This window comes from Acinetobacter bereziniae LMG 1003 = CIP 70.12 (genome assembly GCF_000368925.1).
GTDB lineage: Bacteria > Pseudomonadota > Gammaproteobacteria > Pseudomonadales > Moraxellaceae > Acinetobacter > Acinetobacter bereziniae.
The window spans coordinates 2208464-2222498 of sequence record NZ_KB849756.1; the positions used below are offsets into that span (position 1 = coordinate 2208464).

Sequence of the window (14035 nt, forward strand, 5' to 3'; positions counted from 1 at the left end):
CTCTATTCTTTACCTAGTAATATCTTGATTAAGCCTTGTGTCGAAGCATCTAGTTGAGAAAAGTCTTTTTCTTTTCCACTCAGAATTGGAAGCAATTGATTGGCAATTTCTTTCCCTTTTTCAACGCCCCACTGATCAAATGGATTGATATTCCACATGACCGACTGTACAAAGACTTTATGTTCGTACAAGGCAATCAACATTCCAAGACTATAAGGACTGAGTTCTTGTAATAAAAGTGTAGAGCTGGGTTGATTGCCTTCATATTGTTTATATTCAGGTAAACTCTCCAACTCATCTGCATTTAAAGCCTGATTACCAAAAGCCAATAACCGTGATTGAGCCAAACAATTAGATAAAGCCAAATGATGTTGTTCAATCAATGCTTCTGCATTTTCAGCATAGGTAAATTGGTTAGCATTGTAGCGCTGTACAGGTGCGATGAAATCACAACTCACCGCATGCGTTCCTTGATGGAGCAACTGATAAAATGCATGTTGCGCATTGGGTCCAACTTCACCCCATACGATCGGACATGTTTTTAGCTCAACTTTTTGATTGTTGCGTTGAATGGATTTACCATTCGACTCCATTTCGAGCTGTTGCAAATAGGATGCAAAATATTTCAATCGCCCATCATAGGGCAATACCGCATGGGTTTGGATATCCAGAAAATTATTGTTCCAAACACCCAACAGCCCCATCAAGACTGGAATATTGTGTTGAAATGGTGTCTTTTGAAAATGTTGGTCAATCGCATAAGCACCCGCCAAAAGCTGTTTAAAACCTTCGACACCGATTTGCAAAGCAATCGGTAATCCGATACATGACCACAATGAATAACGTCCACCGACCCAATCCCAAAGCAGGAATTGGTTTTCTGCTGCAATGCCCCATTCAGTCATTTTTTCAGGTTTGGTTGAAACCCCAATAAAATGATGCTGCACGACACTTTTTTGATGACCTAATGCTTTTTCTAACCATTGGCGCACAGTCTGTGCATTGGATAAGGTATCAATCGTCCCAAAAGATTTTGAAGAAATAATAAATAAAGTCGTTTCAGGGCGCAGTTGATGCAACAGTTCAGAAAGCTGACTTCCATCCATCGTCGAGACGAAATGGACTTTTAATGGTTTAGCTGTAGTAACTTTATAATCGGATAAGGCATGGCTGACCATAAGGGGTCCAAGGTCTGATCCACCCACACCGATGTTGACAACATCTTGAATCACTTCACCCGTTGAACCACGACATTGCCCTGCATGCACTTTTTCAACAAGCTGAAACATGCGATCAAGTTGTTGATGCACAGCTTGAGCTAATTTAGGGTAATCTTGATCATGTTTAGGTAAACGCAATGCCCAATGCATTGCCGCCCGACCTTCAGTGTAATTAATCTGTTCTTCTGTAAATAAGCGCTTAATCCATGCACTCAGTTGCTTCGAATCTGCAAATTTAATTAAAGCTTCAAATGCCGCTTGATCAATACGATGCTTACTATAATCAAAACTGAGTTGATCAAAATGAACCGAAAATTTTTCAAAACGCTGTGGGTCTTGCTGAAACAAATCGGTTAAACGTAATTGTTGAACGCTTTGCTGACTTTGATCCATCTCTAATATCGACGTTATCATACGCGCCCCACACCTTGATAAGCAAAACCTTGTCCTTTGACAAATTCTGGATCCCAGATATTACGTCCATCTAGAATAAATGGATGCGCCATTTTCTGCACAAGTTGAGTGTAATCTGGACTCCAATATTGCTTCCAAGCGGTTAATAGGCATAAGGCATGTGCATTTTCGACGGCTTGATATTGATCATGGCACAAGATTAAATCACTGCGCTCACCATAGAGAGCAGATACTCGCTCTAATGCTTGTGGGTCATGGAGTTGAACAATTGCACCTTGTGCCCAAAGTGCAGCAAGCATGGCATGAATTGGAGAGTTTTCGATACTTGAGGTATTTTCTTTAAATGACGCACCCCAAATCGCAACAATTTTACCTGTTAGTTGCCCTTGGTAATAATTCCACAGCTTGCGAAACAAAATTTCCTTTTGCTGTTCATTGATATTCCAAACCTGATCAAGTAATTGGCTCTTTATTCCAGAACCTGCAACCGTGCCTGTGAGGGTTAAAATATCATGAGAAAAATTCTCACCACCAAAACCTACACCAGAAGAGAGATAGCTCGCACCAATTCGATTATCCGCAGCTAAACCTTGTTTTACATTTTGAATATCAATATTGAGTTTTTCTGCCACTTGCGCCATATCATTCATATAGCTGATACGTGTTGCTAACATGCCCGAAATACTCAGTTTGGTAAATTCAGCATCTAAAAATGGCATAAAAAGATATTGGTGTTTTAATTGGAAAAATGGTCTTAACAACTCTTTTACAATTGGTTGGGTCGCCACATGATCGACACCAATGATCACCTGCTTTAGTCCAGTAAAACTTTGAATTGCATTACCTTCTTGAATCGTATCTGGCAAATACGCCCAATGATCGGCAACCAAAATTTCTTTCAGTGTTTCTGTCCCCTCCAAACCAAAGGTTGAACCATTAATCATTAACTTTGGATGTATGATGGGGCTTCGCTTGAGTTCTTCAGCTAATTTTTTGGCTTGATCAAATTCAGACGGGTTAAAACTAAATAAAAAAACTTCACTGTGTAGTTGGAGTTGCTTTACCCCAACCAATTCAATGGCATGATTTTTAATTTGTTTTTGAATCAGCTGATTTAAATCTTCATCTTGGTAATGAACTGAGGACTGTTTTTCAACGCCTACTTGAGGGCACCAATACACATGATGCCCATATTCAGCAAACAAGCCAGCGAGAACGCCAGCTTGAAGTGTTGTGCCAAATACACAAATATTCATATCATACCCAATATTTTATAAATTCAGTTCTTTGATGAGTTGTTTGAATTCGTCACCGAGTTTTGGATGTTCTACACCATAGTGCAATACAGCTTTTAAATAACCAATTTTACTACCACAATCAAAAGTTTGACCTTTCATTCGATAGGCTTCTACATTTTCTATTTTTTGTAATGCTGCGATCGCATCGGTCAGTTGGATTTCGTTTCCTGCACCTTTTGGCGTTTGTTCAAGTAACTGCATAATTTTAGCAGGCAGTACATAACGTCCCACAACAGATAGATTTGAAGGTGCAGTACCAACTGCAGGCTTCTCTACAATACCTTGCATCACAACACTTTCACCTTCTTCAGGCGAGGCTTCAACATCTACAATACCATATTGATCTACCAAATGATCAGGCACAGCTTCAACCATAATTTGTGATGCTTTCGATGAGTTAAAGCGTTGAATCATACGTGCAAGATCATTTTCAGCGCTATTTTCTTTGACTAACACATCTGGTAATAACACAGCAAAATCTTCATCACCAACTACAGATTTTGCACATAACACAGCGTGACCTAAACCCAATGGTTGAGGCTGTCTGACGCTAACCACGCTGACATTGCTCGGTAAAATTTCAGTAATTTCTTTGAGTAAATCTATTTTTTTCTTGTTTTCTAATGTTGTTTCAAGCTCAAAATTACGATCAAAATAATTTTCTATAGATGCTTTTGAAGAATGCGTCACCAAAATAATTTGTTCAATACCTGCTGCCACAGCTTCTTTGACCACATACTCAATGGCAGGGCGATCAACCACAGTCACCATTTCTTTAGGAATAGATTTGCTTGCAGGTAAAAAACGTGTTCCTAAACCAGCAACAGGGAGAATGGCTTTTTTGATCATAACTTAAAACTTCAATATATTAACTTAAGACTTTACTTCATCATTTTTTGCTTCTGTTTCATTCCCTTTAAAAAGAGAAGGACCAACATGACCAGGAGCATTAATCCCCTCACGATTGGTCATAACAGAAACAGTTTTAAACATAATTTTAAAATCGACTAATAAGCTTTGGTTGTCGACATACCAAACATCGCATTTAAAACGTTCTTCATAGTCCAATTCATTACGACCACTAATTTGAGCAAGTCCTGTCATACCAGGACGAACTTCTAAACGACGTGCTTGTTCAGGTGAGTAAAGTTCAACAAACTCTTTCAGCATTGGTCTAGGACCAACGACGCTCATATCCCCTTTGAGCACATTAATCAGTTGAGGCATTTCATCTAAACTGGTTGAGCGTAGTTTTTGTCCAAAAGGCGTGATACGTTGCTCATCAGGTAATGGGTTACCATGAGCATCATTTGCATCTTTCATCGAACGAAACTTCATCATTTTAAAAAGTTTACCGTTCTTACCTGGGCGTTCTTGATAGAAAAAGATCGGAGAGCCTAGGTTTTTGCGCACTTTGTAGGCAACAAATAAAAAAATAGGCGACAAAATTATTAATGCCGTCAATGATATAACTATATCTACCAATCGTTTCATTACTTAATTTACCACTCTATTTTTTAACTTTTTTCCGCAGAAAAGTATTATAAATTTTTCCTAACAGTGAACTAGGTATCAGCCTAAATGCTGATCTTATTAAAAATAGCATATTAGCATGAATTGGATTCTGCAACTTAAGTTGTTTTTTTAAATTTAGTAATTGTTTTTCACTTTTAATATATTCTAAACCTTTACGACGTGCATGCATACCATTACCTACACGCGCATAAAGTACAATATCAGGCAAATTTGCTACCACATAACCAGCACCAATGACACGTAACCAGAGATTGTAATCTTCCATATATAAATGATGTTGATACCCACCTAATTCATTGATTATAGACTTCTTATATGCTACAGTCATATGATTGAAAGGACAACGCTTTTGCGCAAATTTTTGAATTTCGTCATTTGATGTTGGTACAGCTTTTAAAGCTTGAGAATCATTTGGTTCATTTTCAAACTCTAAAACTTGTCCACCAAACAAAACAACATTTGGATTATTATTTATAAATTCAATCTGCTTTTCAAATCGATCAGGAGTACAAATATCATCTGTATCCATACGAAGAACCCATTCATTTGAACAATGCTTTAAGCCTTCGTTTAAAGCTCTACCAAGACCAATGTTTTGCTCTAGCGCAATAACTTTTAAAATATTACCAAGTTCTCTTTGCCAAAATAAAAGACATTGTATTAACTCATCTCCAATTGGACCATCTAATACTAAAACTATTTCGTTGGGATGAGTTTTTTGATTAGTCCAAACGCTTTGAAAGCACTGATTTAAAGATACAGGGCTTTCCTTAAAGTAAAGTGATAATAATAATGAAAATTCCATACTGTACTTCATTTAATTTAGAGAAAATTTTTGCATTTCTTGAAATTCGACTTTTCTTGCAAACCAATAATTTTCTTTTTGGGCTTCCATCAACTGCCTTACAGTTAAAAATATTGGACTAGATCCATGTTGAAAATTAATATCAAATTTAATAAAACGTTTATTACCAAAACTAGAAACCTTATGTAGCATTTCATTTTTTGCAATTAAATATTGAAAAAAATGTTCATCAGGGCAAAGTTTCTTTCTAAAGTATTCTAGATCCTCTGTGGTAATAGACGCAGTTAATATTTGCAATTCATTTCTGCGAATCGAAAACCATTGACTTCCAAAATAGAAAGTTTCACTCGTTGGCAATATACTATCCAATTTCTTATAAAACTGTGTTATTAATTTTCCTAATAATGTTCGCTGATATTTCGTATCTGCATGCAGCATATTAAAACGCATTCTATATTGATGTTTTTTGGAAACATGACATTCAATATAAATATCTGAATTATTCCACTCTAATTTTTTTCCAAGAATTACATCATCACCACTAATTAAATGAAAAAAGGAATTTTCTTGATCATGCCTTAGAGCAAAATTAATTAAATTTAAAGTCGCCTTCACCATAGAAAAGCCAGCCCATGTTATATCAACCCTCTCATTTTCATTTAAAAAAAAGACATTATTTAGCTCTTTAGTTTTAATTAATTTAATATCAGTTTTTTTATCAATATGTATATAAAAATTAGAATCATGACGTTCTTTTGCATAATTATAAATATGTTCGATTGGCTTATGGGCAAGAACCAAGAAAGCATTTTTAGCTAACATACTAGATTTCCTTAAAATAATCAATAAATACATAATCAAGTTGATTTACTAAAATAAAAATCTGAGCAATCAAATAAAGTACAAACAAAATTAAAAACTTTATATCCGTTCTTTTATATGAAAAAATAAAACTAGTTAAAAAAATCTCAGCAAACAAAAAAAACTCTGAGAGACGGGTGCTTAAAATTGCAAAATCATTGAATCCTATACGAATACCCAATCCTACAGCATAGGTCACTAACAAAAAAACTAGAAAAAGACTTTCATTTTTATACAAATTATCTTGGGGTTTATTTTTAAAGAAAAAACAAAGAAATATTTGGAAAAAAATGAATAATAAATAGAATCTTAATGAGGTTAAACGGAAAGGGCTTAAAACCTCCGAATAATCACTATCTGTATAAGATGCTACACGTACAAAATAATCCGGAATAATAAACAATATAGACTTACAAACTAGAATAACACCTATAATTATGCTTATATAAACCAATAAATTACCTCTATATCTTTCAAAAAAAGATTTTGTCAGTAAATATCCAATAAAAAAGAAAACAAATGCAAAAGCTGTTTGATGAAATAAGCAGGCTATAATAAACAACCCTAAACTAGAGTAATACTTTTTATTAAAAAAAAGTAATGCTCCATAGAAAACAAGTGCCGTTGAAAGCCCTTGTCTTATTTGCATAAACTGTTGCATGACAAAGTAATAATTCGTTATATATACTAAAAAAAATACTATTATATTAATCCTAAGATACAATGACACCTTATACAAACAATATAAAATTGAAAAAGAAATTATAAAAAAAACCACACGATAATCATCAAACAAAATAGAAACTATATAGCTTAAATACCCATAACCTATTTCCATACCTGAGTTTGAATAAAATCCACTAACTGAACCTAAATTCATATACTCTAAATTTTCATATACATATTTATAAACTATTGTATCCCTAGTTTTACCGCGAAAAGTGACAATAAAAGCTAAGAAGATGAAAGAAATTAATAATAGTCTATGCCTACGAATTAATAGCATTTATAGAGTACTCACAATAATTTCAGCTTATTTAAAAAGAATTTTTTCAATTGTCTTTTTCCTTTCTTCATAATTATGATTATATTGGCATAAAAGTTTATTCATCTCATCAAAACTCTTATGATTAGAATAAGTTTTGCTTTGAGGTCTATAGCTATGATCTACAGCAACTTCATCAACAATACCTATTTTAAATTTATATTTTTCAGCGATTTTCGGCCAAATATAATCTAATCCCCATCCCATTTCAGCACCGTCAGGAAATGGTAGAACATATTGAAATATTGAGGAATGAAATGAAAAAATAGGACCAATTTCTACAAAATTAGTAACTCTTGCAATGGTATTTCTATTTTGTAAAACAATTTTATGAATATTAAAGCTATGCCTTGTCCTAGAAGGTTGAGCAATTTTTAGGTTATATCTATCCACTATATCAATATACACATCTAAAAACTGATCATGAACAACAATATCATCATCAGTAACTATCAAATAATCATATGTATTTAGCTTAATACCTGAAAAAATTTGATTTAAAAGTTTAAATTTCGGTGTTTTTTCTTTCAAATGTAAAATTGTCGATGATTTCAACTCTTCTGGAACTTCATTACCACCAATTGCGACCCATTTTTGATCAACAGTATGCTCATTTGATTTAGAAAATTGCTCCATCAAATGAATAGCTTGGTTTGGATAATCTGTTAAATAAATGCCTATGAGTAAAATTTTCTTTTTCCCAATAGATGAGTCTATCACAAACTTTTTAGGAACCTCATTTGTCAAGAATTTTTTTTGTTTATTAATCCTATTCAAACCTAAAATAAAATGATGTATTTTATTAAACAATCTTATCGACAAACTCATAAAACCTACCTAACATCAAATTTTAATTCAAAAAGATGAATTAATATTATATCATGATAAAAAATCACATAAAATCGTTCTCATACAATTAATATTTAAAAAAATTTATAGATCTCAGCTTTTAGATCGTAATCATTTTTATCAAATATCTCTTGAATAACTGCTAAGTTCTTCATACTTTTTCGTAAAGGTAATTGATTATTCAATTCATCCAACATGATATATTCATAGCCATAATCCTCAAAATCACCTATTTTTTCTGAGAGTACGATAGGTATAATACCGTAGGTTAAATATTCAATAATTTTTGTCGGACAAGCTACTTGATTCACTAAAATATCATTTCTTAAAACAAAACCATAATGGCTTTTCCTATAGTAATCTTCCAATTCATTAGGTTTTACTGATTTTACTAATAATTGGTTATGGTCTATCTGAAACTCTTTTAATTTTTTTAAAATCTGATTAGGCTCTCCAGTCAATATTGTAAATCTAAACTTATCATCTAAATTCTTCTTTATCGCTTCAAGCATAAGATCTATATTTTGCCAAATTTGTGTATTTCCACTGTATATTATTTCTATCTTATCAGACAAATAATCATTATCATTAATTTCTTTTCTCTTTAAATGACTAGGAATAATTGCATATACAATAAATTGACAACTACTTGATGGATATTTTTTCTTATAATGTGTCACCATTTTATTAGTTACAGCAATACACACGTTTATCTTTTTAAACAATACACGCTCTATAAATCCAGCAACTAATGTATGAATTTTCTTATTCTTCATCATTAACTCTTCAGGAACAACTCCATGAAGATCTAGAACAAAGAACTTATTAAATATTAAAATAAAAAAAATAGAATATATTGCATTATAAATTGATTGTATATATACAAATGAAGATTTATTAAAACAATTTAGTATATAAAAAAAGTGCAACAATATATTACAAGAAACATCTATTCTTAAGCCATTTTTTGAAGCTTTTTTTTTCCAATTATGAAACAAACTTATATCTAAATAAATTCGCTCATCTTTTTGATAAAACTGATCGATACTCGCTACCCTCTGAAAAAAACCATCACGATATTCTGATTCAGTTTGTGGAAATTTACTTAGAAATAATATCACGGCACTAATCTCATTTACTTAATTCTGTATAAATTTCGACGATTCTAGAACATGAATTCCCATCACCATATGGATTATAAGCACGTGCCATTTTTTCATATTCCTCATTGTCATGAAGTAGTTTTTGGGCTTCAATCACTAAAGTTACTTTATCACAACCTATCAATTTAACTGTGCCAGCTTCAAGTGCTTCTGGACGTTCAGTCGTATCACGCATCACTAACACTGGTTTTCCAAGTGATGGAGCTTCCTCTTGAATACCACCACTATCCGTAATAATAAAATATGCTTGATTCATTAGAAAAATGAACTCTTCATACTGTAATGGTTTAATCAAATAAATATTTTCAATATCAGATAAAATTTCATTGACAGGTTTTTGAACATTTGGATTTAAATGGACCGGATATACAATATCAATATTAGGATTATTCTGGGCTAATTCCTTTAAACCTTCACAAATATTAACAAACCCTTGACCAAAATTTTCACGCCTATGTCCTGTGACTAAAATAATCTTTCGTGTTTCATCTAATCTATATTGATTGCAAATATTTGATTTAATTTTCTGCTTTAAAGTTGGTTGATGTTCAATTCTTCGCAAGACATATTTCAAAGCATCAATAACAGTATTTCCTGTCACATAAATATTTTCATTTTGTTTCCCTTCTCTTAATAGATTATTTTTACTTTGTAAAGTCGGCGCAAAATGGTAAGTTGATAAAACTCCTGTCAATTGGCGATTTCCCTCCTCGGGCCATGGAGAATAAATGTCAAAAGTTCTTAAACCTGCTTCAATATGACCAACTTTAATCTTAGAGTAGAAAGCTGCTAAACTAGTTGAAAATGTTGTAGAGGTATCGCCATGCACAAATACTATATCTGGCTTGAAATCCCCTAAAACCTCTCTTATTCCTACTAAAACATTTGCTGTAATATCATACAGATCCTGACCTTTTTTCATGATATTCAAATCATACTCAGGAACAATATCAAAAATCTCTAAGACTTGATCCAACATTTGTCTATGCTGAGCAGTCACACAAACTTTCGTTTCAAAATTATTATTTTTTTTGAACTCTTTAACTAATGGAGCCATTTTAATCGCTTCTGGGCGTGTACCAAAAACAATGAGAATCTTTTTCATAATTTAAACCTATAAATCAATGCCAACATACAAATAGTTAGAAGCACTTCACCTACAATCATTGAAACTATCACACCATTGATCAATAAATGTGGAATTAATACTAAATTCAAGAATACTGTAATCAGTCCAGCCACAATGAATGAAAATGTATAAAATTTATCTTTTCTTGACGCAGATAAATATTGTATGCCAATAATGTTATTGATCACTCCAAAAAACAACCATATCATCATAACTGCCAAAATATAGCTATAAGGCTGAAAGGCTATACCGTACACCAAGGCGATTATTTTTTCGGAAAAAATAGCAACTGTTACTCCTATAAATAGTGCCATTCCACCAATAATTAAAGCGACTTTTCTTATATATAATCTTGCTGTTTCTTCATACATAACTTTTCTACAACTTATAGGATAAAGTGCTTGTGTAATTGGGGCAAATAAACCCACTATTGCTCTAAATAATCTTTCCGCTGCCGAATAATATCCAACTATTGTGTTTGTTGATACAAAAGACAAAACAACTGTTCCAGATGAGATTAGTAAATTTCCAAGTAATGATGTATAAAATAAATTTGATCCACCCTGCAAATAACTGATCACAATATTTATTTTTTGAATCTTGAATTCAATATCAAACTTTTTATAAACCAAAAATAAAGAATAAATTCCTGCACATATCGCTCCAAGTGAAGTCAATAATGGAACCAATAAATAATCAGAACTCTGTTTAACCAAAATAAAAATAGTAATAGTAAAAAATACTTTGGATATGATGTTTATAATAGTAATATAGCGCATTTGCTCTATACCCTGAAAAAACCATACAGGAAATAGAATTTGCCCTAGTACTGTTCCAAATGTTAGATAGTATAACCAAGGGTCAACACTAAACTTATTAAATATTATAATTAAAATTGTAAGTATAAATAATGAAACAATAAAAAGTATAAATTTTATAGTCATTACTGAACTAAAAATTTCACTTAATTTATCTTTGTCATCGCGATGAAGTGTAACTTCTCTTGTTGCAGTAAAGTTGAAACCATAATCCGTTAAAACAATAAAATAACCTATTATTGCTGTTGCAAAAGCTAATAAACCAAAGTTTTCCGCACCTAAAACTCGCACAAGATATGGTAGGGTCAAAAGGGGTAAAATATAGTTTAGACCCTGCAACATTGCTAGGGAAAAGAAGTTACCTAAAAATCTTCTTTTCTCTTCGTTATGTATTAATTTATTAAATTTAGCTAACAACGTTGTAACTCATCTCAATCTCTTTACATGTTTAATATGATTTTAAAAGCAACTAACTTAATCTTAATCCTTTCATAATATTAAGTGTAGATACCTCGGCATCCTTATTACTTACTAAAATATTATCAATGTCACCTATTGGCCATTCAATCGCAATAGCTGGATCATTCCATACAATTCCTCTCTCACTTTTTTTATTATAATAATTTGTGGTTTTATATAAAAATTGAGTATTGTCCTCTAATGCAATAAAACCATGTGCAAAACCTTCAGGAATCCAAAATTGCTTATGATTTTCACCCGAAAGTTCAACACCAACCCATTGCCCATACGTTTCTGAGCCTTCTCGAATATCAACAGCCACATCCCAAGCACGCCCTTGAACTACCCGTACAAGCTTACCCTGTGCATATGGGTCAAGTTGATAATGAAGACCTCTCAATACACCTTTTTGAGATAAAGAATGATTGTCTTGAACAAACTGAGGAATATTTAAACCGCGCTCTTGGAGTATGAGTTCAAAAGCTTTCTGATTAAAGCTTTCCATAAACCAACCACGGTCATCCCCAAACACTTTAGGTTCAAGTATTAAAAGGCCTTTAATTTTTGTTTCAATTACATTCATTTAGTTCTCTACCCAGGCTTTAAGCTTGATTACAAATTAATCTTTTGATTTCTTTTGGTGTTCTTGGTACAATTTTAACAAATATTGACCATAACCTGTCTTCTTAAAAAAAGTTGCTCTATTGAATAACTGTTCAGCATCAATCCAACCATTATTAAAAGCAATTTCTTCTAAGCACGCAATTTTCAGTCCTTGGCGATGCTCAACTGTTTGAACAAATTGACTTGCTTCAAGTAACGACTCATGTGTACCTGTATCCAACCAAGCAAATCCTCGACCAAGTAGTTCAACATTGAGCCCTTCTTGTTGTAAATAGACATTATTTACATCAGTTATCTCTAACTCACCACGATGTGATGGTTTAATATTTTTTGCAATTTCAACCACCTTATTGTCATAAAAATAAAGTCCAGTAACTGCATAATTTGATTTAGGTTGTTTTGGTTTTTCTTCTATGCTTAGCGCTTTGCCGGTTGAGTCAAAGTCAACCACACCAAAACGTTCAGGATCATTAACATAATATCCAAACACAGTTGCCCCAGTTTGTCGTTCAGAAGCCCGTTTTAACTGTGCTCCAAAGCTTTGTCCATAAAAGATATTATCTCCGAGGATAAGACAAACATTGTCATTACCAATGAAATCTTCACCTAAAATAAAAGCCTGAGCTAAGCCGTCTGGTGAAGGCTGTACTTTATAAGAAAGTGTTATTCCCAACTCTTCTCCCGTACCTAATAACTTTTCAAAATTAGGTAAATCTTCTGGTGTTGAAATAATAAGAACTTCATTAATTCCAGCCAACATCAACACTGATAAGGGATAGTAAATCATCGGTTTATCATAAATTGGAAGGAGCTGTTTTGATGTACCCATTGTGATCGGATACAAACGTGTTCCAGACCCACCAGCAAGAATAATACCTTTACGTTTTATTTGGCTCATTTAATTATTTCCTCTAAAACTTGTGCTACACCTAACTTCCATTCGGGTAGATGTATTTTAAAATTTGTTTGTAGTTTCATGGTATTTAAACGCGAATTTAATGGACGTCTTGCAGGTGTTGGATATGCCGATGTTTCAATCGGATTGACTTTTTGAATTACTAAATTTTGACCTTTTTGTTTTGCAAAATCAAAAATAAACTGCGCATATTCATACCATGAACATTGACCTGTAGGCGCAAGATGATAGTGACCATGTAACTGTTTTTGTTGATCTAAACCAGCCAGTAAGTAATATTTCAAAGCTTGACAAGTAACATCAGCAATCAAGGCAGCTCCTGTTGGAGCACCTATTTGATCATCGATAATATTTAACTCTTCACGACTTGATGCTAATTTCAACATGGTTTTGATAAAATTATTACCATGTGAGCCATATACCCAACATGTTCTAAAGTTGATATATGCGCACCCACTTTTTTCAATAGCAATTTCACCCAATCGTTTAGTTTGTCCATAAAGATTTACAGGCTCAGATTGATCATTTTCAGACCATGCTGTTCCTCCCTTACCATTAAACACATAATCCGTCGAATAATGGATCAGCAACGCCTTTTCTTTTACACAAAGTTCAGCAAGTTTTTTAACAGCAAGATGGTTAATCAGATCAGCATTTTCTTGATCTGATTCAGCTTGATCAACAGCTGTATATGCGGCAGCATTGACTACGATATCTGGTTGAACTTTTTCAAATACATTTTTAATTTGATCAAAATTTGCTAGATCGCCACATAAACCATTTTTATTAATCGTGCGGTCAAGAGCAATGACTAGACCTACTGGCTGTAAGGCACGTTGCAACTCCCAGCCAACCTGCCCATTTTTTCCAAGTAATAAAATCTTCATCATAGTATTCA

General features: G+C 33.0%; 14 protein-coding genes. All 14 read right to left on the minus strand.

What is annotated here, in order from left to right:
• Positions 1–2 precede the first annotated feature (2 nt).
• Positions 3–1613, minus strand: coding sequence for a glucose-6-phosphate isomerase (pgi, locus tag F938_RS20150; protein WP_010590920.1), 1611 nt, complete (start codon positions 1611–1613; stop codon positions 3–5).
• Between the two features lie 17 nt (positions 1614–1630).
• On the minus strand, positions 1631–2890 hold the full coding sequence (locus F938_RS20155; RefSeq protein ID WP_005034687.1) for a UDP binding domain-containing protein: 1260 nt from the start codon (positions 2888–2890) through the stop codon (positions 1631–1633).
• 15 nt (positions 2891–2905) lie between these two features.
• The gene (gene galU / locus F938_RS20160; RefSeq protein ID WP_005034689.1) at positions 2906–3781 is read right to left on the minus strand and encodes a UTP--glucose-1-phosphate uridylyltransferase GalU; all 876 of its coding nucleotides are present in this window, start codon (positions 3779–3781) and stop codon (positions 2906–2908) included.
• A gap of 24 nt (positions 3782–3805) precedes the next feature.
• A complete protein-coding gene (locus tag F938_RS20165) occupies positions 3806–4426 on the minus strand; it encodes a sugar transferase (protein ID WP_005034690.1) in 621 nt (206 codons plus the stop codon).
• A gap of 16 nt (positions 4427–4442) precedes the next feature.
• Positions 4443–5273: a glycosyltransferase gene (locus F938_RS20170; protein WP_010590919.1), complete on the minus strand. Its 831-nt coding sequence runs from the start codon at positions 5271–5273 to the stop codon at positions 4443–4445.
• A 12-nt stretch (positions 5274–5285) separates the two neighbouring features.
• Positions 5286–6095 carry a beta-1,6-N-acetylglucosaminyltransferase gene (locus F938_RS20175; RefSeq protein WP_005034695.1) on the minus strand — a complete coding sequence of 270 codons (810 nt, stop codon included), beginning with the start codon at positions 6093–6095 and terminating at the stop codon, positions 5286–5288.
• A 1-nt stretch (position 6096) separates the two neighbouring features.
• On the minus strand, positions 6097–7140 hold the full coding sequence (locus F938_RS20180; protein WP_005034698.1) for an EpsG family protein: 1044 nt from the start codon (positions 7138–7140) through the stop codon (positions 6097–6099).
• A gap of 27 nt (positions 7141–7167) precedes the next feature.
• Positions 7168–8007, minus strand: coding sequence for a DUF707 domain-containing protein (locus tag F938_RS20185; RefSeq protein ID WP_005034701.1), 840 nt, complete (start codon positions 8005–8007; stop codon positions 7168–7170).
• Between the two features lie 95 nt (positions 8008–8102).
• Entirely contained in the window at positions 8103–9149 is a 1047-nt protein-coding gene (locus F938_RS20190) for a glycosyltransferase (RefSeq protein ID WP_005034703.1), read from the minus strand.
• Between the two features lie 10 nt (positions 9150–9159).
• Positions 9160–10296, minus strand: coding sequence for a non-hydrolyzing UDP-N-acetylglucosamine 2-epimerase (gene wecB / locus F938_RS20195; protein WP_005034706.1), 1137 nt, complete (start codon positions 10294–10296; stop codon positions 9160–9162).
• Positions 10293–11555 carry a flippase gene (locus tag F938_RS20200; RefSeq protein WP_005034708.1) on the minus strand — a complete coding sequence of 421 codons (1263 nt, stop codon included), beginning with the start codon at positions 11553–11555 and terminating at the stop codon, positions 10293–10295. The genes wecB and F938_RS20200 overlap by 4 nt, the downstream gene beginning before the upstream one ends.
• A gap of 52 nt (positions 11556–11607) precedes the next feature.
• Positions 11608–12180: a dTDP-4-dehydrorhamnose 3,5-epimerase gene (rfbC, locus tag F938_RS20205; protein ID WP_005034711.1), complete on the minus strand. Its 573-nt coding sequence runs from the start codon at positions 12178–12180 to the stop codon at positions 11608–11610.
• Positions 12181–12216: 36 nt separating this feature from the next.
• A complete protein-coding gene (gene rfbA, locus F938_RS20210; protein WP_005034713.1) occupies positions 12217–13119 on the minus strand; it encodes a glucose-1-phosphate thymidylyltransferase RfbA in 903 nt (300 codons plus the stop codon).
• Positions 13116–14024 (minus strand): dTDP-4-dehydrorhamnose reductase, encoded by a 909-nt coding sequence (rfbD, locus tag F938_RS20215; protein WP_010590917.1) that lies wholly within the window; start codon positions 14022–14024, stop codon positions 13116–13118. The genes rfbA and rfbD overlap by 4 nt, the downstream gene beginning before the upstream one ends.
• Positions 14025–14035: the final 11 nt, after the last annotated feature.